Below are 21,693 nucleotides of genomic sequence, written 5' to 3'. Positions count from 1 at the left end.
TCAATGCAGCTTCGGCGGCGGCTCCGCGCCCACCGTCGCCGCCACGCGGTTCGGGTCCAGCAGGCCGGCCAGCTCCAGCTGCATCAGCGCCATGTTGACCAGCGCATGCACCGACGGCCGCGCGCTTTCGAGCACGTAGTGCGCGCAGCGCCGGTACAGCGGGTCGCGCTGGTGGTGCAGCTCGCGCAGCCGCGCCAGCGGGTCGCGCACCTGCAGCAGCGGCCGCGTGGTGTCATGGCGCAACCGGCGGAACAGGTCCTCCGGCGTCGAGCGCAGGTACAGCACCGTCGAGCGGCCGTGCAGCAGCTCGCGGTTGCGCTCGCGCAGCACGGCGCCGCCGCCGGTGGCCAGCACGCCGGTCCGGTGCTCGGCGAGCAGCTCGCCGATGACCTGGGTCTCGAGGTCGCGGAAGGCCTCCTCGCCGTGCTGCTCGAAGAACGCCTTGATGCTGCCGCCGATGCGCCGCTCGATCTCGTGGTCCGAATCGAAAAAAGGCACGCCGATCTGGCGTGCCAGCTGGCGCCCGACGGTGGACTTGCCACCGCCGGGCATGCCGACCAGCGCGATCAGCTCACTGCGCATCCGTGCAGGAACCGGCCGTGCCGTAGGGGCTCACGACGAAGGCCGGCGGCGGCGACTCCGCCGACAGCGCGCCGCCGGAAACCGGCAGCCAGGCGTAGTTGTTGAGGTAGTTGCGGACGGCGGCCTCGGAGCCGAGCGCCGCGGCGGACCGCGACGGCAGCGCCACCGGCAGGCCCATGGGGTAGTAGGCCGGCGGGCTCAGCACCCCGGCCGCGGTGACGGTGATCTTGTAGCGCACCCAGCTGCCCAGGCTCTGCGGGTACTCGAGCTGCAGCACGGCGACGCCATTCGCATCGGTGCGGGTGGCGCCCACCAGCGTGATGGCCACGTCGGACTTGCGGGGCTCGAGCTGCTTGCTGCCGTTGATGTCCTCGCCGGCGTCGATGACGCCGTTGCGGTTCAGGTCCTCGTTGGCGCAGGTGGCCGTCAGCGCGCCGTAGACGTGGCCGCCGTCGGGCGCCCGCTCCCAGCGCTCGGCCGCCGGGTTCCAGGCCCAGCCGCCCTTGCCGTAGCCGCCGAGGTCCAGCGACGGCGTGATCTGCACGTCGGGCTTGGGGTTGCCGGCCGAGTCCACCACCAGCACCACGAACTTCTTGACGTAGGTCAGGCCGGAGGGACCGTTGCTGATGGTGTTGTCCGTGCCGATCGAGATGGCCACCGGGTTGGAGACGATGGTCAGCGTCGTGGTCAGCAGCGTGCCGCCGGCGGCCGCGCAGTTGGCGGCGGTGTCGGCGGCGGCGAAGTCCGTGGTCTTCCAGCAGGCGCGCAGGGTCACGCCGTTGGTCGGGCTGCTCACCGCGCCCGGCCGGTACGAGGTGGCGGCGTTGCCCGAGGCGTCGGACAGCACGGTGTGCGCACCCGCGCCCAGCGTGCCGGTGCCGTTGTCGCCGGCGACGCCGAACAGCACCCGGACGTAGGGCACCGGGGCGTTGTTGCCGTCGCGGAAGAAGGCGTTCACGGTGACCTGGTTGCTGGTATCGGCGGTGTTGACGGCCACCACGTCGGCGGACAGGTTCAGCGTCGTCGCCACCGGCGTCGCCGCCACCGGCACCGACGAGCTGCCGCCGCCCGGGATGGCGATGAGCACCTCCGAGGTCGCCTTGCCCGCCGCTGCGCTGATGGTCAGCGTCGTGCCCGGGGCGCTGGGCGTCACGTAGTCGAAGGTGTAGCTGCCGTTCAGGTCGGTCGTGCCGGTCGTGCCGGCGATGCCGCCGGTGCCGGACACCGTGATCGCGGCGCCCGCCAGCGGGTTGCTGTTCACGTCCGTCAGCGTGTAGACCACCTTGGCCGGCGAGCCGGCAACGGGCACCGCCGGCACCGGGTTGGCCGTGGCGAACTTGGTGCCGGTGATCTGGAACGCGGCGGTGCGCGTCAGCGTGCCGCTGGTGGCCACCACGGTCACCGTACGGTCGAGGCGGTCCTGGCCGATGCTGACGACGCCGCTGACCTGACCGCTGGCGTTGGTCTGGTTGCCACCGGAGGGCGCGATGAATGCGCTGCCGTCGGTCACCGACAGCTGCACCGGGATGCCGGCCAGCGCATTGCGGTAGGCGTCGACGGCCGTCGCGGTGGCCGTGACGGTCTTGCTGCCGGAGTTGTCGATGCTGCTGGCGCTGAGCGTCAGCGTCAGGTCGTTGGCCTGCGGATTGGTCGTCGTCGAGGCCTGCACGACGGTGAAGGTGACTTCGCGCGTGACCGAGCCGGACGTGACGGTCAGCGTCACCGGCCGCGGCGTGGTGTCGGCGCCCTGCGTCACCGTCGCCGTCAGCGCGCCGGTACTGGCGGCGGTGGCCGTGCCGGACGGCGTGACCAGCGCATTGGCGTTCACCGCGAAGCTGACCGGCACGCCGCCGACCGCCACGCGGTTGGCGTCGATGGAAGTCACGGTGGCGGTGATCGAATCGGTGCCGCTGTTGTCCAGCGTGGACTTGCTCAGCACGACCACCAGGTCGGCCGCCGTCGCCGTCGCGCCGCCGCCCGTGGGACTGGACGAGCCCGAGCCCGGCCCGACGACCGGCGCGCCCGCGTTGCCGCCGCCGCCACCGCAGCCGACCAGCACCGCCGCCAGGCAGGCCGCCACCCATTTCTGCAAGGCGCTGGCCCTGCGATTCATCGACTTCATCATCTCTGCTTGCTCCCGCGCGCCGCCGGTGGCCGCGCGCACATTGCCCAGGTCCGGCCTCAACGCACCGACGTCCGCTCGCTGACGACCTTGGGCGTCAGGAAGATGAGCAGCTCCGTCTTGGAGGTGGTGCGGGTCTTGTTCTTGAACAGGTTGCCCAGCACCGGCACGTCGCCGAGCAGCGGCACCTTGTTGACGGTCTCGCCCTCGTCCTGCGTGAAGATGCCGCCGATGACGACCGTGCCGCCGTTCTCGACGAGCACCTGGGTCTGGGCGTGCTTGGTGTTGATCGCGTAGCCCTGCGGCGTCAGCGTGCCGCGGCTGTCCTTGTTGACGTCCACGTTCAGGATGACGCTGCCTTCGGGCGTGATCTGCGGCGTGACCTCCAGCTTGAGGTTGGCCTTGCGGAACGCGATGGACGTGGCGCCGCTGGCGGTGGCCACCTGGTAGGGCAGTTCCTCGCCCTGCTCGATGATGGCCTTCACCTGGTCGGCCGTGATGATGCGAGGGCTGGAGACGATCTTGCCCTTGCCGTCGGACTCCAGCGCCGACAGCTCCAGGTTCAGGAAGCGGTTGGCCGAGGCGCTGAACAGCGACAGCGCGATCTGCGCCGCCGTGCCGCCGCTGAAGCTGTCGGACGACACGTTGGCCGGCAGGTTGATGAACTGCGTGTTGTTGTAGTCCGTCGCGGCGCCCTGCAGGGTCTGCGAGCCGACGCCGTTGTAGTTGCCGCCCAGCGTCACGTAGTTACCGCCGCCGACGCTCCAGCCCGGGATGCCGCCCTGCTGGCCGCGCAGGTCGTTGGCGCCGAGCTTGATGCCCAGCGCGCGGCCGAAGCGGTCGCTGGCCTCGACGATGCGCGCCTCGATGAGCACCTGGCGCACCGGCACGTCGATCTTGGCGATCATGGCCTGGATTTCCTCGAGCTTGCTCGGGATGTCCGACACGAACAGCTGGTTGGTGCGCGACTCCGAGATGACGCTGCCGCGCGGCGACAGGATGCGCGTGCCCGAGCCCTGGCCGCTGCCGCTGCTGTTGCCGCCGTAGCCGCTGTTGCTGCCGCTGCCGCCGGACCCGGAGCCCAGGCTCTGGCCGGTCAGGCCGCGGGCGATGTCCTCAGCCTTCACGTAGTTGAGCTGGAAGGACTGCGCGCGCAGCGGCTCCAGCTGCGCGATCGCGGCCTTGGCCTCCAGGTCGAGCTTTTCCTTCGTGGCCAGCTCTTCCTTGGGCGCGATCCACAGCACGTTGCCGGACTTCTTCAGGCCCAGGCCCTTGGCCTGCATGATGATGTCCAGCGCCTGGTCCCAGGGCACGTCCTTCAGGCGCAGCGTGACGCTGCCGGTCACGGTGTCGCTGGTGACGACGTTGAAGTTCGTGAAGTCGGCAATGACCTGCAGCAGCGCGCGCACTTCGATGTTCTGGAAGTTCAGCGACAGCTTGTCGCCCGCGAAGCCCGGGCCCTGCGTCAGCTTGTTCGGGTCCACCTTCTGCGGCCGCACCTCCAGCACGAACTGGTTGTCGCTCTGGTAGGCGCTGTGCTCCCAGTTGCCGCGCGGCTCGACGACCATGCGCACCCGGTCGCCCGACTGCGTGGTGGTGACGCGCTGCACCGGCGTGCCGAAGTCGGTCACGTCGATGCGGCGGCGCAGCGCCTCGGGCAGGCTGGAGCGCAGGAACTCGACGACCAGGTTCTGGCCCTGCTGCTGGATGTCCACGCCGACCTGGTTGCTCGGCAGGTTGACGATGACGCGGCCGGCGCCGTCGGTGCCGCGGCGGAAGTCGATGTCGCGCAGCGGCTGCGGCGCCGTGTTCAGGCTCTGCGCGAAATGCACCGGCTCGCCGGCCGGCTGCGCCGCCGGCACGGACGCGCCCAGCACCAGCACCAGCGCGTTGCCTTCCAGCCGCGCGGTGTAGCTGGACGCCTGGCGCAGGCTCAGCACCAGGCGCGAGCGCTCGCCGGACTGCGCGACGGCGGCCGAGCGCAGGTTGCCCTGGTTGATGTCGATCTGGTTGCGCCCGATGGCGTTGACCACGCCCGGCAGGTCGATGGCGATGCGCGGCGGCGTCTGCACCGTGAAGCCGGTCGGCACGGCGGCCAGCGGCTCGCTCAGTTCGACGCGCACCACCTCGACGCCGGCCTGCTGGCTGGTGTTGATCGCGCGGATCTGCGTCTGCGCCCAGGCGCTCGACGCGGCCAGGCACGCCAGTGCGATTCCCAGCAACCCGCCTCGTCCCATCGGCTTGCGCTCCTGCAATGTCTCGTTCATCGTCCCTGCTCCTGTAGCTGGAGGGTACTGGTGCGTTCAATCCACTCGCCCGCAGCGTCCTGGACGACTTCCCGCAACGTGATTTCCGTCTCGCTGATCCTGGTGATGCGGCCGAAGTTGTGGCCGAGGTAGTCCCCGGCCTTGACCTGGTACAGCAGGTTGTCCACGCGCAGCAGCGCATAGCGCCGGCCGTCGCGCGTCAGGCTGCCGACCATGGACATGGTGTCCAGCGGGTAGGCCTCCAGCGGTTCCTTGCGCCGGTTGATCTCGGCAGTCAGCAGCGAATTGGGCTGCGCCGCTTCCTGCCGGATCGCCACGCTGAGCTTCTGTGCGCTGAACGGGTCCTGGCCCGCGCCCGACTCGTAGGGCTGCGGCAGGAACTTCTTCGGCGGCAGCAGCGGCGTCACGGTCGGCTTGACCTCCTTGCGCTGCTGCTCCATCCACTGGCGCAGCTCGTCCATGTCGCCGCCGCAGCCGGTCAGCAGCGCGGCGGCGGCCGCCGCGCAGGATGCCATCAGCCAGCGCTTCATTTGCGGCCTCCCGCCTTGGTGGCTGCCTTCTTCTGCTCCGCTACTTCCGCGGCGTCCAGGTAGCGGTAGGTGCGCGCGGTGGCTTCCATGCTGAGCGCGCCGCTGGCCGCATCCCGGCCGGTGGGCGCCTGCACGACCAGGTTGTGCAGCGTGACGATGCGGGACAGGTTGGACACGTCGGCCGCGAACGCGCCGATGTCGTGGTAGCGGCCCGAGACCTTCAGCGCGATCGGCAGCTCGGCGTAGTAGTCCTTGACGACCACCTGGCCCGGCCTGAACAGCTCGAACTGCAGGCCGCGGCCGACCCCGGCGCTGCTGATGTCGGACAGCAGCGAGTCGATCTCCGCCTTGCCGGGCAGCTGCTTCTCCAGCTGGGTCACGTACTCCTCGACCTGGCTCTTCTGCCGCCGCAGCTCGGGCAGGTTGACCGCCTGCGCCAGCTTCTGCGTGTAGTCCTGGCGCAGCTGCGGCTCGCGGGCGCGCTCGGCGTCCAGGCCGTCCTGCACCTCGGAGAGCAGCGCGAAGTAGCCGACGACGACCGTCACCACCATGACCGCCAGCGCCGCGGCCAGCTTGGGCGCGAGCGGCCACTGGCCGGGCTCCTTGGGGTTGAGGCCCTGGAACTGGGCGCTGAACTCGGCGAACCAGGCGTTCAGGTCGAACTTGGGCGCTGTTGCGGATGTGGTGGCCATGTCGCTCAGCCCTTCAGCGGGGCGGACGCGCCCGGCGCCGCGTCCTGCGGCGGTGTCTTGATCGAGACCTTCATGGAGAAGTCCAGCAGGCGGCGCTGCTCGCGGGTGTTCGTGCTGACGTTGGCGAGCTTGACCTCGATGAGGTCGGGCTTCTCCAGCCACTCGGAACTGCGCGAGACGTTGCGCAGGAACTCGGACACGCGCTCATTGGTCTGCGCGATGCCGCTGACGGTGACGACCTTGTTGTCCTGCCGGATCGCCGTCAGGTAGATGCCCTCGGGCGCCAGGCGCGCCAGGTCGTTGAGGAGCTGTACCGGCGTGTTGCGGTCGGCCTGCAGGTCTTCGACCGCGCGCTGGCGCGACTTCAGCGACTCGATCTCCGACTTCAGGTTGGCGATGTCCTTGATCTGCGCCTCCAGCCCGGAGATTTCGGACTGGATGTACTGGTTGCGCGACTGCTGTTCCGCGGTCAGGAACTGCAGCAGCAGGTAGGCCGCGACGACGAGGCCCGCACCGGCCACCGCGGCCAGCCCCATGCCGGCGAAGAACGCCGTCTTGCGGCGCTTGCGGCGCTCCTCGCGGTAGGGCAGCAGGTTGATCAGGATCACTGGAAGAACCTCCGCATCGCCAGACCGCAGGCGGTCAGGTACGACGGCGCCTCACGCCGCAGCCGGGACTCACGCACCGCGGAGCCCAGGCCCATGTTCTCGAAGGGATTGACCACCATGCAGGCGAAGCCGGTCAGGTCGGTCACCCGCTCCTTCAGGCCCGGCAGCGTGGCCGTGCCGCCGGCCAGCATCACGTAGTGCACCTTGTGGTGCGGCGTGCTGGTGAAGAAGTACTGCAGCGCGCGGCCGATCTCCTGCGACAGGCTGTCGACGAAGGGGTTGAGCACGCTGGCTTCGTAGTCCTCGGGCAGTTCGTTGGCGAGCTTCTTCTGCTCGGCCTCCTCGAACGAGAAGCCGTACTGGCGCGAGATCAGCTGGGTCAGCTGCGAGCCGCCGAAGGACTGGTCGCGGTCGTACAGCAGCTCGTCGTCGCGCAGCACCTTCAGGCTGGTGGTGTCGGCGCCGATCTCGAACAGCGCCACCAGCGCGTCCTTGCCCTCGTTGGGCAGCGCGGCGATCAGCCGCCCCATCGCCATGCGCGACGCGTGCGACTCGATGTCCAGCACCACCGGGCGCAGGCCGGCCGCTTCCGCCAGGCCCTGGCGGTCCTGCACGCGGTCCTTGCGCGACGCGGCGATCAGCACCTCGACGTCGCCCACCGACGTGGGGCTGGCGCCGATGATGCAGAAGTCCAGGCTCACCTCGTCCAGCGAGAACGGGATGTACTGGTTGGCCTCGGCCTCGACCTGCAGCTCCAGTTCCTCCTCGCGCAGGCCGGCGGGCAGCATGATCTTCTTGGTGATGACGGCCGACTGCGGCATGGCCAGCGCCGCGTCGCGGGTGCGCGAGCCGCTGCGCGCGACGACGCGGCGCACCGCGTCGGCGACTTCGTCGAACTTCTCGATCTGGCCGTCCGCGATCCAGCCCTTTTCGAAGGGCTCGCTGGCGAATCGCTCCACGACGAATTCGCCATTCTTGGTCTGGCTGAGTTCCACCAGCTTGACGCTGGAGGAGCTGATATCCAGGCCAATCAGGGGGGGGTGCTTGCGACCCAAAAGTGCGTCAAGTATTCCCATGCCCTTTGTCCCCGGCACGCGCGCAACGCGCCGGACTATTAATAAGTTACTTGAATGCTAGCAGCAAAGCCTTTGACACCGAATGAAAATCCGGCGGCAGACGGCCGCACCACGTTGCGAAACATACACGAAGCAACCCACCCGCAAGCCCCTGAAAAAACACCGGGATGCGGTCATTTGCACGGGATTCGGCGCGGCGCAGACCCGGCCGAGCGCAGCCGGCGCGCTTTCTATAATCCGCCGCCTCGTCCCCACGCGCCCGCAGGCGCGCCCCAGCCGGCCCATGAACGACAAGTCCCGAAACGCTGCGTCCAGCCCGTCTCCCGCAGCCAGCGCCGGTTCCGCCGCTTCCCGACTGCCCGCCCGGCTGGGCCGCGTGGCGCTGTGGGTGCTGGGCCTGGCCGCCGGCGGCGTGGCCACCGTGGCGCTGCTGCTGGCCCTGGGCCTGGCGCTGGCCTACCCGCGCCTGCCGGACATCGGCGGGCTCACCGACTACCGCCCCAAGCTGCCGATGCGCGTGCTGTCCGGCGACGGCGTGCTGCTGGGCGAGTTCGGCGAGGAGCGGCGCAACTACCTGCCGATCGACAAGATCCCGAAGGTGATGCAGGAGGCGGTGCTGGCCATCGAGGACGCGCGCTTCTACCAGCACGGCGGCGTGGACTACCTCGGCATCGTCCGCGCCGGGCTGGCCAACGTCGGCGAATCGCGCAGCCAGGGCGCGTCGACGATCACGATGCAGGTGGCGCGCAACTTCTACCTGTCCACCGAGAAGACCTTCACGCGCAAGATCTACGAGATCCTGCTGGCGCTGAAGATCGAGGCGGCGCTGCCCAAGGAGAAGATCCTCGAGATCTACATGAACCAGATCTTCCTGGGCCACCGCGCGCACGGCTTCGCGGCGGCCAGCGAGGTCTATTTCGGCAAGCCGCTGGACGGGATCAGCGTCGCCGAGGCGGCCATGCTGGCCGGGCTGCCCAAGGCGCCGTCGGCCTACAACCCGATCAACAACCCGCGCCGCGCGACCATCCGCCAGCAGTACATCATCGAGCGGATGTACGAGACGGGCTACATCACCGAGGAGCAGCGCGACGCCGCCAAGGCGGAGAAGCTGCGCATCCGCCCGGTCGTGGAGGCGGCCTCTCATGCCGAGTTCGTCGCCGAGGCCGCGCGCCAGCTCATCTACAGCCAGTACGGCGACGAGGCCTATTCCCGCGGCCTGAACGTCTACCTGACGCTCAACAGCGCCGAACAGAACGCCGCCTACCGCGCGCTGCGCCGCGGCATCCTCGACTACGAGCGGCGCCAGCTCTACCGCGGCCCCGAGGCCTACGCCGACCTGCCGGGCGACGCGCGGGCGTTGGACACGCGCGTCGCCGAGGCGCTGGCCGACCACCCGGCCAACGACGAGCTGCTGGCCGCCGTCGTGCTGGAGGCCTCGCCCAAGCAGGTCACGGCCGTGCTGCAGAGCGGCGACGTGGTCACGATCACCGGCGACGGCCTGCGGCCCGCGACCACCGGGCTGTCCGACAAGGGCAACCCCAAGACCCGCATCCGCCGCGGCGCGGTGATCCGCGTCGTCAAGGGCCCGAAGCAGAAGGCCGGCGGCGAGTGGACCATCACGCAGTTGCCCGAGGTGGAAGGCGCCTTCGTGTCGCTGGACCCGCGCAACGGCCAGGTCCGCGCGCTGGTGGGCGGCTTCGACTACGCGAAGAACAAGTTCAACCACGTGACCCAGGCCTGGCGCCAGCCGGGCTCCAGCTTCAAGCCCTTCATCTACTCGGCGGCGCTGGAGAAGGGCTTCACGCCGGCCACCATCGTCAACGACGCGCCGCTGTTCTTCGACGCCGGCACCACCGGCAGCCAGCCCTGGGAGCCCAAGAACTACGACGGCAGGTTCGAGGGCCCGATGCCGCTGCGCACGGCGCTGGCCAAGTCCAAGAACATGGTGTCGATCCGCGTGCTGCACGCCATCGGCGTGCGCTATGCGCAGGACTGGCTGACGCGCTTCGGCTTCGACGCCGACAAGCACCCGGCCTACCTGACGATGGCGCTCGGCGCCGGCTCCGTCACGCCCATGCAGATGGCGCAGGGCTATGCGGTGTTCGCCAACGGCGGCTACCGCGTCAACCCGCAGCTGATCAGCCGCATCACCGACAACAAGGGCCGGCTGCTGTACGAGGCCCAGCCCGCCGCGCCGGCCGAGGCGGCGCGCGCCATCGACGCGCGCAACGCCTTCCTGATGAGCAGCCTGCTGCAGGAGGTCACGCGCAGCGGCACCGCCGCGCGCGCGCAGGCGGCGCTGAAGCGGCCCGACATCTACGGCAAGACCGGCACCACCAACGACTCGATGGACGCCTGGTTCGCCGGCTACCAGAAGGACGTCGTGGCCATCGTCTGGATCGGCTACGACCAGCCGCGCAAGCTCGGCGACCGCGAGACAGGCGGCGGCCTGAGCCTGCCGGTGTGGATCGAGTACATGGGCTTCTCGCTGAAGAACAAGCCGGTGGACGAGGTGGCGCCGCCCGAGGGCGTCGTCAACATCGACGGCGAGTGGTTCTACGAGGAATACACCTCGGGCAGCGGCGTGCGGGAACTGGCCGCCGAGCCGGACACGCCGCCCGCGGCCACCGAGGAGGAGAAGAAGTCCATCCTGGACCTCTTCAAGCGCTGACCGCGCTCAGGCGCTGAACGTCAGCGCCTGGCCGGACTGCTCGCTGGCGCTCTCCGACAGCCGCGCGAAGAACTCCTGGCCCTCGCGGTCCACCCACCGGGCGCCGTCCCACTTGAAGTGGTAGCCGCCCGAGCGCGCGGCCAGCCAGATCTCCTGCAGCGGCGGCTGGGTGTTGATGACGATCTTGCTGCCCGCGCCGGCCCCCGGCAGGCTCAGCTCCAGCAGCCCACCGGTGCGGTGGCTGTCGATGTCGACCACGTCGTCATCCAGCCAGGCATCGATCTGCGCCTCGATGCGCGCGAGCAGCGCATGGGCCTTGGCGAGGTATTCGGCGTCGGACAGGGACATAAACTGGGCGCATGAACAAGACTGCCGCCAGTGTAGGCGGGCGACTCCTCGCCCTGTCCATCACCCTTGCCGCGCTCGCGGGTTGCGGGCAGAAGGGGCCGCTGATGCTGCCCAAGCCGGCCGGCGCGGCCTCCGTGCCCGCGTCCGCGCCCGCCCCGGCGCGCTGATCAGCCGGTCCGCCCCTCCGCCACCGCGTGGCAGGCCACGCGCACGCCGCCCGCCGCCAGCAGCGCCGGCCGCTCGGCCCGGCAGCGCGCGTTGGCCAGCGGGCAGCGCGGGTGGAAGCTGCAGCCGCTGGGCGGGTTCAGCGGGTTGGGTACCTCGCCCTGCACCGGCGTGCGGGCGCGGCCGGTCATGTGGATGTCGGGGATCGCATCCAGCAGCATGCGCGTGTACGGGTGGCGCGGCCGCGCGAACAGCTCGGCCTTGGGCGCCACCTCCACCAGCCGGCCCAGGTACATGACGCCCACGTCGTCCGCCACGTGGCGCACCACGGCCAGGTTGTGCGAGATGAACAGATAGGTCAGCTGCTGCCGGCGCTGCAGGTCCTTCATGATGTTCAGCACCTGCGCCTGCACGGACACGTCCAGCGCCGAGGTCGGCTCGTCGCAGACGAGGAACTCGGGCTGCGTGGCCAGCGCGCGGGCGATGGAAATGCGCTGGCGCTGGCCGCCGGAGAACTGGTGCGGGAACTTCCCGGCATCGGCCGGGTTCAGGCCCACGGCGCCGAGCAGCTCGCCGACCCGCTGCTTCGCCGCCGCCCCCTGCGTCACGAGGCCGTGCTCGCGCAGCGGCTCGGCGACGATGTCCAGCACCTTCCAGCGCGGGTTCAGCGACGCATAGGGATCCTGGAAGATCATCTGCATGCGCCGCCGCAGCGCCGGGGCGCCGGGGCCGGCCAGGGTCTGCGAGAGGTCCTCGCCGTCGAAATGCACCGTGCCGCGCGTCGCGCCGTACAGGCCCACCAGCAGGCGCGCGACGGTGCTCTTGCCGCAGCCGCTCTCGCCCACCAGCGCCAGCGTGCTGCCGCGCTGGATGCCGAACGACACGCCGTCCACCGCATGGACGAAGGCCCGGGGCTTGCGCGCGATGACGCGGTCCAGCCAGGGCGGCGACACGTCGAAGACCTTGGCCAGGTCTTTCACCTCGACCAGCGGCCGGCTCATCGCGGCGCCTCCCCGGCGACGGGTCGCCAGCAGGCGGCGCGGGTGGCGGCCACGCCGGCCAGCTCCGGCCGCTCGGCGCGGCAGCGGTCGACCGCGCGGCCGCAGCGCGGGTTGAAGGCGCAGCCCGGCGGGATGGCCGTCAGCCGCGGCATCGCGCCGTCGATCTGCAGCAGCCACTCGCGGTCCCCGTCCATCGCCGGGATGGCGCCCATCAGGCCCACCGTGTACGGGTGCGCGGGCCGGTGGATGACCTCGGCCACCGGCCCGATCTCGACGATGCGGCCGGCGTACATGACGGCCACGCGGTCGCAGGTCTCGGCGATGACGCCCATGTCGTGCGTGACCAGCATGACGGCCGCGCCCTGCTCCCGGCAGACCCGCTTCAGCAGCGCAATGATCTGCGCCTGGATGGACACGTCCAGCGCCGTGGTCGGCTCGTCGGCGACGATGAGCTTGGGCTCGGCCGCCAGCGCCAGCGCGATGACCACGCGCTGGCGCATGCCGCCGGAGAACTGGTGCGGGAAGTGGTCCACGCGGGCCTCGGGCGCGGGGATGCCGGTGGCCGCCAGCAGCTCGATGGCGCGGGCGCGGGCCTGGGCGGCGCTCAGGTCCAGGTGCGTCGTGATGGTCTCGACCAGTTGGCGGCCGACGGTGTAGAGCGGGTTCAGCGAGGTCAGCGGATCCTGGAACACGGCGCCGATCTCGCGGCCGCGCACGCGGCGCATCTGCTCGTCCGGCAGGTTGTCGATGCGCCGGCCCGCGAGGCGGATCTCGCCGGCGGCGATGCGGCCCGGCGGGTCCAGCAGGCCGATAATGGCCGCGCCCGTCAGCGACTTGCCGGCGCCGGACTCGCCGACCACGCCCAGGATCTCGCCCGGCGCGATCGAGAAGGAAATGTCGTCCAGCGCCAGCAGCGTGCCGCGCCGGGTCGGGAACTCCACCCGCAGGTGGCTGACGTCGAGCAAGTTCATTGGCGCCCCTCGCCCGATGGGTACATCGGCCGCTGCCCCAAGGGGATGCGGGCCGGCGGCGCTCGGCCCGCTGCCGTCAGATCGAAGACCATATTCATCGCAGGCGGGGATTGAGCGCGTCGCGCAGCCAGTCGCCCAGCAGGTTCACGCTAAGCGTGATCAGCACCAGCGTCAGGCTGGGCCAGGCGGTGATCCACCATTCGCCGGAGAACAGGTAGTCGTTGCCGTTGCGGATCAGCGTGCCCAGCGACGGGCTGGTGGCCGGCACGCCGACGCCGAGGAAGGACAGCGTCGCCTCGGTGATGATGGCCGACGCGACCTGGATGGTCGCCAGCACCAGCACCGGCCCCAGCACGTTCGGCAGCACGTGGCGGCGCATGATGCGCAGCGGCCCGACGCCGATGACGCGGGCGGCCTGCACGTACTCCTTGTTGCGCTCCACCAGCGTCGAGCCGCGCACGGTGCGCGCGTACTGCACCCAGCCGGTCAGCGCGATCGCCAACACGAGCACGACGAAGGCCAGCGTGTCGGGCGCGTCGGGAAACAGGCTGCGGCCGATGCCGCTGATCATCAGCGCCACGAGGATGGACGGGAACGACAGCATCACATCGCACAGGCGCATGATGAAGGCGTCCGTGCGCCCGCCGACGAAGCCGGCCAGCAGCCCCAGGCTGACGCCGATCAGCAGCGACAGCAGCACCGACGCGAAGCCCACCAGCAACGAGATGCGGGCGCCGTACATCAGCGCGGACAGGATGTCGCGCCCCTGGCCGTCGGTGCCCAGCAAATACTTCGCCTCGCCGCCCTCGACCCAGGCGGGCGGCTTCAGCGAATCCATCAGCTCCAGCGTCGCCAGGTCGAAGGGGTCGTGCGGCGCCACCAGCTCCGCGAACAGCGCGCAGACGAAGCAGGCCAGCGTGACGGCGGCCGCGCCCACCGCCACCGGCGACGAGCGGAACGAGTGCCAGACGTCTCCGTCGAAGAAGCGGCGCAGCGCCGACGCGGGGGCGGGACTCATGGTTCAGTGCGGCTTGCCTTCGACGCGCAGGCGCGGGTCGACAGCGACGTAGAGCAGGTCCACGCCGAGGTTGATGACGACGAAGATCAGCGAGATCAGGCACAGGTAGGCCGCCATCACCGGAATGTCGGCGAACTGCACGGCCTGGATGAAGAGCAGGCCCATGCCCGGCCACTGGAACACCTGCTCGGTGATGATGGCGAACGCGATCAGCGAACCGAGCTGCAGGCCGGTGATCGTGATGACGGGCACCAGCGTGTTCTTCAGCGCATGGCCGAAGTAGACGCTGCGGTCCGTCAGCCCGCGGGCGCGGGCGAAGCGGATGTAGTCGGTGCGCAGCACCTCCAGCATCTCGGCGCGCACCAGCCGCATGATCAGCGTCAGCTGGAAGGCCGACAGCGTGACCGCCGGCAGCACCAGGTGCAGCAGGCCGTCGCGCGTCAGCAGCCCGGAGGTCCAGGCGCCGAGCGCGACGACCTCGCCGCGGCCGAAGCTGGGCAGCCATTTCAGCTCGACGGCGAACACCCAGATCAGCACGATGCCGATGACGAAGTTGGGCAGGCTGACGCCGAACAGCGTGCCCGCCATCAGCAGTTGCGCGCCGGCCTTGCCGCGCCGCAGCGCCGCGTAGACGCCCAGCGGGATGCCCAGCCCCAGCGCGATCAGGCCCGCCACCAGCGCCAGCTCCAGCGTCGCCGGGAAGCGCTCGGCGATCAGCGCCGACACCTTGCGGCCCTGCCGCAGGCTGATGCCGAACTCGCCCTGCACCGCGTTGGCCGCGAAGCGCGCGAACTGCACCGGAAAAGGCTGGTCCAGGCCCAGGTCCTTGCGCAGCGCGATGCGCTGCTCCTCGGTCGCGTCCTGGCCCAGCAGGTTCGCGACCGGGTCGCCCACGTACTGGAACAGCATGAAGGCGATGAAGGCCACCGACAGCATCACGACGGCGGCCTGGACCAGGCGGCGGAGGACGAAGACCAGCATGCTGTGGACGTCAGGCGGCCGGAATCAAGGGCTCAGGATCGGGCGGTTGAAATGAAAAGGGCCGCTGACGCGGCCCGTGTGTACCCTGGGGATGCCCCGAGGATCAGAAGCGGTGGCGCACACCCACCATCGCACCGCCGCGCTTGGTCGCGCCGTTGGCGAAGGCGACCGCGCCCTTGTACTTGGTGATGTCCGCTTCGACGTAGGCGTCGGTGCGCTTCGAGAACGCGTAGTCGGCCACGACGGCGAAGTAGTCGGACTTGCTCTTGGTGTTGGCCAGGGCCGGCGTGTAGTGCGTCTGCGTGGCGTGCCAGTACTGGGCGCCCAGGTTCAGCTGGGTCGTCAGCTGGTAGGTCAGGCCGGCCATCACCATGTCGCGCTTCTGCACGTCGCCCGAAATGGCGTTCAGCACCGGGTTGCCGTTGTAGCCCTTGATCAGGGCGCCGGTGAACGCCGGGCCGAGGACGCTGCCGCGGTCGAACTTGTTCTGGCCCCAGGACAGGTTCACGTACAGCGGGCCGGACGTGTAGGAGCCGCCGACCGTGGTGGCCTTGACCTTCTTGCCCTGCAGGTCTTCCACCTGCAGGTAGGCGCCGCCGAAGCCGAAGGCGCCGTCGTTGTAGCGCAGCAGGCCGCCGATGGTCTTGTCAGACTGCGACGAGCCTTCACCGGCCGACACCTGGATTTCGCCGTAGACGTTGCCCACCTTGCCCAGGTACTTGACCATGTTGCTCTGGCGGGCGCCCGCCGACAGGCCGATCTCGGGCTTGTACGCCTCGATGTACGGCGAGTAGCGGAAGGAGGCGTAGGTCGAGGTGTAGAGGTCGAACAGCACGTTGTACTGGCGACCCAGGCGGATCTGGCCGAATTCGCTGGACTCGAGGCCCACCCAGGCCTGGCGCCAGAAGTCGCCGGCGGACACGGTACCGTTGTCCGAATTCAGGCGGTGTTCCATGTTGGCCAGCGCCTTCACGCCGCCACCCATGTCTTCGACGACGTTGATGCCCAGGCGGCTTTCCGACATGCCGCCGGGGATCAGCTGCTTCTGCGAACCGTTGTTGTTGGACGTGTAGCGCACGGCAGCGTCCACGATGCCGTACAGGGTGACGCTGGACTGGGCCCAGGCGGCAGAGGTGCTGGCGGCCAGAACGGCAACGGCCAAGGTTGCTTTTTTCATCAAGGTTGTCTCCTGCTAGGAAAGGTGAACCGGGCCTATTCTCAACGAACCGGCTCGCCATCCAGCGCTGGCTGTTGCTGATTGCCCACACCCGACCCGCGCTGCACCGCGGTCCCGCCCATGAAAAAAGCCGCCCGGAGGCGGCTTGGCTGACATCGCTGCGGCGCTGCGGCCGCGCGGGATCAGAAGCTGTGGCGGATGCCGACGTCGACGCCGCTGGACTTCGCGCCATTGGCCACGGACGGCGAACCGACGACGGCGAAGCGGCCCAGGCCGTTGTTCTTGATCTGCGAGGCCGTGCCGTACAGCGCGGTGCGCTTGGACAGGTTGTGGACATAGCCCACGGCCAGCAGCTTGGCATCGCCCACGCCGCTGATGGTTTCGGCGGCGGCGTTGGCCTTGGAGTCCGTGTAGGACGCCAGGATCTGGCCTTGCGAACCGACCGGCGCGGTCAGCGCGAAGGTGTAGATCGACTGCTTGGCGGCGTTGAACTTGTTTTCGCTGTAGTTCAGCGACGGACGGATGACGCCGAAGTCGTAGGCGCCGCCGATGGACGCCTGCTTGAACTTCGCACCGCCGACGCCGGTCGTCTGCTCCGCGGCCACGGCCACGTTCAGCGGGCCGTTCTGGTAGCCGAAGCGGCCGCCCATCATCTTCTTGCCGGTGGCGCCTTCGCCAGCGGCGACGTCCACGGAGCCGTAGAAGCCGCCCAGCGTGCTCGGCAGGAAGTACTGGACCAGGTTGTCCGAACGGTTCAGCGTGTCGGCGCCGCTGCCCAGCGTCGAGTAGACCTTGGACGCATCGCCCAGGCCGGTCGTCGAGTACGGATCGAAGTCGTCGATGTGCAGGCGGGTCGAGGTCTTGCCGCGGCCCAGACGGATTTCACCGAAGTCGCCCATCAGGCTGACGCTGGCGCGGCGGCCCCAGAAGCGGCTGGAGTCGGCCGTGCCGGTGTCCGGGTTCAGCGCGGCTTCGAGCCAGAAGCCGGCCTTCAGGCCGCCGCCGAGGTCTTCCGTGCCACGCACGCCCAGGCGGCTGGCGTTCAGGCCGTCGGTGCCGAGCTGCTTGAGCTTGCTGTCGCCGGACTTGGTGTAGCGCATGTTGGCGTCGACGACGCCGAACAGGGTGACCGAGGATTGCGCGACGGCAGCGCCAGTCAGACCGAAGGCGGCCAGGGCAATCAGAGCTTTCTTCATTCGATACTCCTTGGTATTCGTCCGAGCCGCCGGCCGGAAGGCCGCTGCGGCTCACCTCCTGTGAGGAAGTGGGCGTATTGCACTACAGCTGCGCCGATTGGGGAATTCACGGATATGAAATTATCAATTTCCGTTGGCGCGCCACAACGACACATCAAAGTGTCACGATTTTTTCATCACAACTTTTCCTAACTGAATGCAATCGCCAGCCAGCAGCCTTCATTCTCGCTCATCGGGCCTGGGCGACCGCTTCCTCATCGCACTCGACGCCGGCCTGCGCACGGTGTTCGCGCGCACGCATGCCGCGCGCCCGTCGCCCGCCGCCGGCCTGCCCGAGGCGGCGCTGAGCGCCCGCGAGGCCCGCGAAGCCGGCGCGCTGATGCGGGTCAACCACGTCGGCGAGATCTGCGCGCAGGCGCTGTACCAGTCGCAGGCGCTGTTCGCCCGCACCGACGCGCAGCGCCGCCAGTTCGAGCACGCGGCGCAGGAGGAGCTGGACCACCTCGCCTGGACGGCCGACCGGGTGGCCGAGCTCGGCACGCACACCAGCCGCCTGGCGCCGCTGTGGTGGGCCGGCGCCTTCGCCTGGGGCAGCGCCGCGGGCCTGGCGGGCGACCGCTGGAGCCTGGGCTTCGTCGTCGAGACGGAGCGGCAGGTCGAGGCCCATCTCGCGTCGCACCTGGACCGGCTGCCTCCCGCCGATGCCGCGTCGCGGGCCATCGTCGACCAGATGAAGCGCGAGGAGGCCGAGCACGCCGACGCGGCGCTCGCGGCCGGCGCCCTGCCGCTGCCGGCGCCGGTGCGCGGGCTGATGCGCGCGGCGGCCCGGGTCATGACGACCGTGGCGCACCGCGTCTGATCAGGCTTCGACGACCTCGAACGAGGTGCTGATGGCCGAGGTCCTGGCCAGCATGGCGGTCGCCGAGCAGTATTTCTCGTGCGACAGCGCGATGGCCCGCTCGACGGCCTCGGCCTTCAGCCCCCGGCCGCTGACGGCGAAGTGGAAATGGATGGCCGTGAAGACCTTGGGGTCGCTGCCGGCGCGCTCCGCCTTCAGCGTGACCTTGCAGCCGCGCACGTCGTGGCGGCCGCGCTTGAGGATGAGCACCACGTCGTAGGCCGTGCAGCCGCCGGTGCCGGCCAGCACGGTTTCCATCGGCCGCGGCGCGAGGTTGCGGCCGCCGCCGTCCGGCGCGCCGTCCATGGACAGCACATGGCCGCTGCCGGTTTCAGCGATGAAGCTCATGCCGCTGGGGCCCTCGGCGCCCAGCCAGTTGACGGTGCATTCCATGTTCTCTAGGGGCGCACCCCAATTCCTTCACACAATTTTTATTGCGGTGCAGCATAACTCGGCGCTACACTGCTCCCACGCGAAGACGTTTCGCACCGATTGTCTCCTCCACCGCCTCCATGGTGGATTCAACCCGAGCTTGCAAGAGCTCGGGTTTTTTTTGCCTGTCAGTTGGAGTTGGCGAACCGCTCCGCTGCGCGAAGCGGTCCGGCGCTGGCGCGCCGCTGAGCGGCGCGACGCCGGTCTTATCATGCGGCGCTGCAACAAAAACGCATGGAGACCCGATGAGCGCCCCCTCGCGCCGCCGCCCGCCCGCGTCCAAGGCGACGCCCAAAGCCTCATCCGCCGCTCCCGCGATGCTGCCGCCCGGCAGCAGCTACCTGCAGCGCATCCTGAACGCCCGGGTCTACGAGGTCGCCCGCGAGACCGACCTGGCGCATGCGGCCAAGCTGTCCCGGCGCCTGGGCAACAAGGTCTGGCTCAAGCGCGAGGACGAGCAGGACGTGTTCAGCTTCAAGCTGCGCGGCGCCTACAACAAGATGGCGCACCTGACGCCCGCGCAGCGCGCGGCCGGCGTCATCTGCGCGTCGGCGGGCAACCATGCGCAGGGCGTGGCGCTGTCGGCGAAGAAGCTGGGCTGCCGCGCCGTCATCGTGATGCCGGTGACGACGCCGCAGGTCAAGGTGGACGCCGTCAAGGCGCTGGGCGGCGAGGTCGTGCTGCACGGCGAGAGCTTCACCGACGCCTACGGCCACGCGAAGGCGCTGGAGGGCGAGCAGGGCCTGACCTTCGTCCACCCCTTCGACGACCCCGACGTCATCGCCGGCCAGGGCACCATCGCGATGGAGCTGCTGCGCCAGCACCCCGGCCCCATCGACGCGATCTTCGTCGCCATCGGCGGCGGCGGGCTGGTCTCGGGCATCGCCGCCTACGTGAAGGCGCTGCGGCCGGAGATCAGGATCATCGGCGTGCAGACGACCGACTCCGACGCCATGCTGCGCTCGGTCAAGGCCGGCAAGCGCGTGCAGCTCAACGACGTCGGCCTGTTCGCCGACGGCACGGCCGTCAAGCTCGTCGGCGAGGAGACCTTCCGCATCGCCCGCGAGCTGGTGGACGACTACATCGTCGTGGACACCGACGCCGTCTGCGCGGCGATCAAGGACGTGTTCGAGGACACCCGCTCCATCCTGGAACCCTCGGGCGCGATGAGCGTCGCGGCCGTCAAGCAGTACGTCGCCGGGACCGGCGCCAAGGGCCAGACGCTGATCGCCATCACCTGCGGCGCCAACATGAACTTCGACCGCCTGCGCTTCGTCGCCGAGCGGGCCGAGGTGGGCGAGCACCGGGAGGCGCTGTTCGCCGTGACCGTGCCGGAGGCGCGCGGCAGCTTCCGGCGCTTCTGCGAGCTGCTCGGCCCGCGCAGCATCACCGAGTTCAACTACCGCATCGCCGACGCCCAGGTGGCCCACGTCTTCGTCGGCGTGGCCACGCCCAAGCCCGGCGAGGCCACCCGGCTGGCCCGCACCTTCACGAAGGCCGGCTTCCAGACGCTGGACCTCACCAACGACGAGCTCGCCAAGCAGCATGTGCGCCACATGGTGGGCGGCCGCAGCGAGCTGGCGAAGGACGAGCGGCTGTACCGCTTCGTGTTCCCCGAGCGGCCGGGCGCGCTGATGAAGTTCCTGTCCAGCATGCACCCGGACTGGAACATCAGCCTGTTCCACTACCGCAACCAGGGCGCGGACTACGGCCGCATCCTCGTCGGCATCCAGGTGCCGCGCGGCGCCGCGGCGGCGCTGCGCGAGTTCCTCGCCGGCCTGAACTACCCGTTCGAGGACGAAAGCGCCAACCCGGCCTACCGCTTGTTCCTGGGTTGAGTTGAAATCCGGGGGCCCGACCCCGCCCGCGCCATGACCGTCGCCCAACAGTCGCTGATCTCCCCCACCGCCAACCCCGACCTGGAGAAAGCGCTGCGCGACCGCGTCGACCGCCGGTCGGCGATCGCCGGCAGCCTGGGCGAACTGGAGCCGCTGGCCGTGCGGCTGGGCCTGGTGCAGAACAGCCTGACGCCGCGCTTCCGCGACCCGGTGCTGGCGGTCTTCGCGGCGGACCACGGCATCGTCGTCGACGGCATCGGCGCGCCCTGGGGCCGCCCGACCCGGGAGCAGGTGCAGATGGCGCTGCATGCGCAGCTGCCGGTGTCCGTCTTCGCGCGGCTGCAGGGCCTGCACCTCACCGTGGTGGACTGCGGCGTCGCCGAGAACCTGCCGCCGCACGCCCGCCTGCTGGCACGCAAGGTGGCGCACGGCACCCGCAACGCGCGCACCTCCCCGGCCATGAGCCTGGAGCACGCCCATGCCGGCGTGCGCGTGGGCATGGAGATCGCCGACAACCTGCCCGGCAACGTGCTGGCCTGCGCGGCGCTGGGCCAGGGCTCGGCCGAGTGCGCGGCGCTGGTGCTGTCGCGCCTGTCCGGCCAGCCGGTGCGGGACTTCGTCGTCTCCGGCCCGGCGATGCGCCAGGACGCCCTGACCCACCTGCTCGACGTGCTGCACGCCGCGCAGGCCCGCCACCGCGACGCCAAGGAGCCGATGGACGTGCTGGCCGCGCTGGGCGGCCACGAGATCGCGGTGATGGTGGGCGCGATGCTGGTGGCCGCCAGCAAGCGCAGCCTCATCATCGTGGACGGCATCGCCGCCTGCGCGGCGCTCAAGCTCGCGTCGCTGATCTGCGCGCCCGTCACCGACTACGCGGTGTTCTGCCGCAGCCATGTGCACCGCGGCCTGGACGAGGCGCTGGCGCTGTTCCGCGCCTCGGCGCTGCTGGAGCTGGGCATGGACAGCACCGACGGCACCGGCGCCGCGCTGGCCTGGCCCATGATCCGCGCCGCCGCCGCGCTGCTGACCGACCTGCACGAAGTGGCCGAGGCCCGCCTGGCCACGCGCCCGGGCGCGGCCGAGGCCGGCCGCATCCCGACGCTGGGCGGCTGAGCCCGCG

At 70.0% G+C, this 21,693-nt stretch carries 20 protein-coding genes; 5 read left to right on the top strand and 15 right to left on the bottom strand.

From position 1 onward, the window contains the following. The 7 genes from QM788_RS09905 to QM788_RS09875 all read right to left on the bottom strand — a co-directional run bounded on the left by QM788_RS09905 (position 1) and on the right by QM788_RS09875 (position 7,877). Positions 1-582, bottom strand: coding sequence for a shikimate kinase (locus QM788_RS09905; RefSeq protein WP_415661327.1), 582 nt, complete (start codon positions 580-582; stop codon positions 1-3). Further along, positions 572-2,695, bottom strand: coding sequence for a hypothetical protein (locus tag QM788_RS09900; protein ID WP_415661326.1), 2,124 nt, complete (start codon positions 2,693-2,695; stop codon positions 572-574). Before QM788_RS09900 ends, QM788_RS09905 begins: the two co-directional genes overlap by 11 nt. A gap of 68 nt (positions 2,696-2,763) precedes the next feature. After that, positions 2,764-4,971 carry a type IV pilus secretin PilQ gene (pilQ, locus tag QM788_RS09895; protein WP_415661325.1) on the bottom strand — a complete coding sequence of 736 codons (2,208 nt, stop codon included), beginning with the start codon at positions 4,969-4,971 and terminating at the stop codon, positions 2,764-2,766. After that, entirely contained in the window at positions 4,968-5,501 is a 534-nt protein-coding gene (locus tag QM788_RS09890) for a pilus assembly protein PilP (RefSeq protein WP_415661324.1), read from the bottom strand. The genes pilQ and QM788_RS09890 overlap by 4 nt, the downstream gene beginning before the upstream one ends. After that, entirely contained in the window at positions 5,498-6,193 is a 696-nt protein-coding gene (locus QM788_RS09885) for a type 4a pilus biogenesis protein PilO (RefSeq protein ID WP_415661323.1), read from the bottom strand. Before QM788_RS09885 ends, QM788_RS09890 begins: the two co-directional genes overlap by 4 nt. 5 nt (positions 6,194-6,198) lie before the next feature. After that, positions 6,199-6,801, bottom strand: coding sequence for a PilN domain-containing protein (locus QM788_RS09880; protein WP_415661322.1), 603 nt, complete (start codon positions 6,799-6,801; stop codon positions 6,199-6,201). After that, positions 6,798-7,877 (bottom strand): pilus assembly protein PilM, encoded by a 1,080-nt coding sequence (locus tag QM788_RS09875; RefSeq protein ID WP_415661321.1) that lies wholly within the window; start codon positions 7,875-7,877, stop codon positions 6,798-6,800. Before QM788_RS09875 ends, QM788_RS09880 begins: the two co-directional genes overlap by 4 nt. 283 nt (positions 7,878-8,160) lie before the next feature. Here QM788_RS09875 and QM788_RS09870 point away from each other — a divergent pair, with 283 nt between their 5' ends. After that, positions 8,161-10,548, top strand: coding sequence for a penicillin-binding protein 1A (locus tag QM788_RS09870; RefSeq protein WP_415661320.1), 2,388 nt, complete (start codon positions 8,161-8,163; stop codon positions 10,546-10,548). A gap of 6 nt (positions 10,549-10,554) precedes the next feature. Here QM788_RS09870 and cyaY read toward each other — a convergent pair whose 3' ends face one another. After that, positions 10,555-10,890 (bottom strand): iron donor protein CyaY, encoded by a 336-nt coding sequence (cyaY, locus tag QM788_RS09865; RefSeq protein WP_415662967.1) that lies wholly within the window; start codon positions 10,888-10,890, stop codon positions 10,555-10,557. 17 nt (positions 10,891-10,907) lie between these two features. On the opposite strand from cyaY, the gene lptM reads away from it, so the two are divergent. Beyond that, a complete protein-coding gene (lptM, locus tag QM788_RS09860) occupies positions 10,908-11,063 on the top strand; it encodes an LPS translocon maturation chaperone LptM (protein WP_415661319.1) in 156 nt (51 codons plus the stop codon). Here the strand turns inward: lptM and QM788_RS09855 are convergent, their stop codons facing one another. The 6 genes from QM788_RS09855 to QM788_RS09830 all read right to left on the bottom strand — a co-directional run bounded on the left by QM788_RS09855 (position 11,064) and on the right by QM788_RS09830 (position 17,405). Beyond that, positions 11,064-12,062 (bottom strand): ABC transporter ATP-binding protein, encoded by a 999-nt coding sequence (locus QM788_RS09855; protein ID WP_415661318.1) that lies wholly within the window; start codon positions 12,060-12,062, stop codon positions 11,064-11,066. Beyond that, positions 12,059-13,033 (bottom strand): ABC transporter ATP-binding protein, encoded by a 975-nt coding sequence (locus tag QM788_RS09850; RefSeq protein WP_415661317.1) that lies wholly within the window; start codon positions 13,031-13,033, stop codon positions 12,059-12,061. Before QM788_RS09850 ends, QM788_RS09855 begins: the two co-directional genes overlap by 4 nt. 94 nt (positions 13,034-13,127) lie before the next feature. Next, positions 13,128-14,051: an ABC transporter permease gene (locus tag QM788_RS09845; RefSeq protein ID WP_415661316.1), complete on the bottom strand. Its 924-nt coding sequence runs from the start codon at positions 14,049-14,051 to the stop codon at positions 13,128-13,130. Between the two features lie 3 nt (positions 14,052-14,054). Then, entirely contained in the window at positions 14,055-15,032 is a 978-nt protein-coding gene (locus QM788_RS09840; RefSeq protein ID WP_415661315.1) for an ABC transporter permease, read from the bottom strand. A 103-nt stretch (positions 15,033-15,135) separates the two neighbouring features. After that, positions 15,136-16,194, bottom strand: a complete 1,059-nt coding sequence (locus QM788_RS09835; RefSeq protein WP_415661314.1) for a porin — start codon at positions 16,192-16,194, stop codon at positions 15,136-15,138. A 197-nt stretch (positions 16,195-16,391) separates the two neighbouring features. After that, complete coding sequence (locus QM788_RS09830) at positions 16,392-17,405, bottom strand: porin (RefSeq protein WP_415661313.1); 1,014 nt, start codon at positions 17,403-17,405, stop codon at positions 16,392-16,394. Between the two features lie 196 nt (positions 17,406-17,601). Between QM788_RS09830 and coq7 the strand changes: the two genes are divergently transcribed. Continuing rightward, positions 17,602-18,264, top strand: a complete 663-nt coding sequence (coq7, locus tag QM788_RS09825) for a 2-polyprenyl-3-methyl-6-methoxy-1,4-benzoquinone monooxygenase (RefSeq protein WP_415661312.1) — start codon at positions 17,602-17,604, stop codon at positions 18,262-18,264. Here coq7 and QM788_RS09820 read toward each other — a convergent pair whose 3' ends face one another. Next, the gene (locus tag QM788_RS09820) at positions 18,265-18,696 is read right to left on the bottom strand and encodes an OsmC family protein (RefSeq protein ID WP_415661311.1); all 432 of its coding nucleotides are present in this window, start codon (positions 18,694-18,696) and stop codon (positions 18,265-18,267) included. It abuts the gene before it with no gap. A gap of 284 nt (positions 18,697-18,980) precedes the next feature. Here QM788_RS09820 and ilvA point away from each other — a divergent pair, with 284 nt between their 5' ends. Next, a complete protein-coding gene (gene ilvA, locus QM788_RS09815) occupies positions 18,981-20,573 on the top strand; it encodes a threonine ammonia-lyase, biosynthetic (protein WP_415661310.1) in 1,593 nt (530 codons plus the stop codon). Positions 20,574-20,606: 33 nt separating this feature from the next. Then, positions 20,607-21,686, top strand: coding sequence for a nicotinate-nucleotide--dimethylbenzimidazole phosphoribosyltransferase (locus QM788_RS09810; RefSeq protein ID WP_415661309.1), 1,080 nt, complete (start codon positions 20,607-20,609; stop codon positions 21,684-21,686). The last annotated feature ends 7 nt before the right edge of the window (positions 21,687-21,693 follow it).

This window comes from Roseateles sp. (assembly GCF_047654785.1).
GTDB lineage: Bacteria > Pseudomonadota > Gammaproteobacteria > Burkholderiales > Burkholderiaceae_C > Pelomonas.
This window is presented reverse-complemented; position numbering and strand designations above follow the sequence as displayed.

What these genes read in the sequence shown, in the direction of transcription:
- QM788_RS09905 (WP_415661327.1), bottom strand. Translation starts at nt 582, where the DNA reads ATGCGCAGTGAGCTGATCGCGCTGGTCGGCATGCCCGGCGGTGGCAAG.
- QM788_RS09900 (WP_415661326.1), bottom strand. Translation starts at nt 2,695, where the DNA reads ATGAATCGCAGGGCCAGCGCCTTGCAGAAATGGGTGGCGGCCTGCCTG.
- pilQ (WP_415661325.1), bottom strand. Translation starts at nt 4,971, where the DNA reads ATGAACGAGACATTGCAGGAGCGCAAGCCGATGGGACGAGGCGGGTTG.
- QM788_RS09890 (WP_415661324.1), bottom strand. Translation starts at nt 5,501, where the DNA reads ATGAAGCGCTGGCTGATGGCATCCTGCGCGGCGGCCGCCGCCGCGCTG.
- QM788_RS09885 (WP_415661323.1), bottom strand. Translation starts at nt 6,193, where the DNA reads ATGGCCACCACATCCGCAACAGCGCCCAAGTTCGACCTGAACGCCTGG.
- QM788_RS09875 (WP_415661321.1), bottom strand. Translation starts at nt 7,877, where the DNA reads ATGGGAATACTTGACGCACTTTTGGGTCGCAAGCACCCCCCCCTGATT.
- QM788_RS09870 (WP_415661320.1), top strand. Translation starts at nt 8,161, where the DNA reads ATGAACGACAAGTCCCGAAACGCTGCGTCCAGCCCGTCTCCCGCAGCC.
- lptM (WP_415661319.1), top strand. Translation starts at nt 10,908, where the DNA reads ATGAACAAGACTGCCGCCAGTGTAGGCGGGCGACTCCTCGCCCTGTCC.
- QM788_RS09855 (WP_415661318.1), bottom strand. Translation starts at nt 12,062, where the DNA reads ATGAGCCGGCCGCTGGTCGAGGTGAAAGACCTGGCCAAGGTCTTCGAC.
- QM788_RS09850 (WP_415661317.1), bottom strand. Translation starts at nt 13,033, where the DNA reads ATGAACTTGCTCGACGTCAGCCACCTGCGGGTGGAGTTCCCGACCCGG.
- QM788_RS09845 (WP_415661316.1), bottom strand. Translation starts at nt 14,051, where the DNA reads ATGAGTCCCGCCCCCGCGTCGGCGCTGCGCCGCTTCTTCGACGGAGAC.
- QM788_RS09840 (WP_415661315.1), bottom strand. Translation starts at nt 15,032, where the DNA reads ATGCTGGTCTTCGTCCTCCGCCGCCTGGTCCAGGCCGCCGTCGTGATG.
- QM788_RS09830 (WP_415661313.1), bottom strand. Translation starts at nt 17,405, where the DNA reads ATGAAGAAAGCTCTGATTGCCCTGGCCGCCTTCGGTCTGACTGGCGCT.
- coq7 (WP_415661312.1), top strand. Translation starts at nt 17,602, where the DNA reads ATGCAATCGCCAGCCAGCAGCCTTCATTCTCGCTCATCGGGCCTGGGC.
- QM788_RS09820 (WP_415661311.1), bottom strand. Translation starts at nt 18,696, where the DNA reads ATGGAATGCACCGTCAACTGGCTGGGCGCCGAGGGCCCCAGCGGCATG.
- ilvA (WP_415661310.1), top strand. Translation starts at nt 18,981, where the DNA reads ATGAGCGCCCCCTCGCGCCGCCGCCCGCCCGCGTCCAAGGCGACGCCC.
- QM788_RS09810 (WP_415661309.1), top strand. Translation starts at nt 20,607, where the DNA reads ATGACCGTCGCCCAACAGTCGCTGATCTCCCCCACCGCCAACCCCGAC.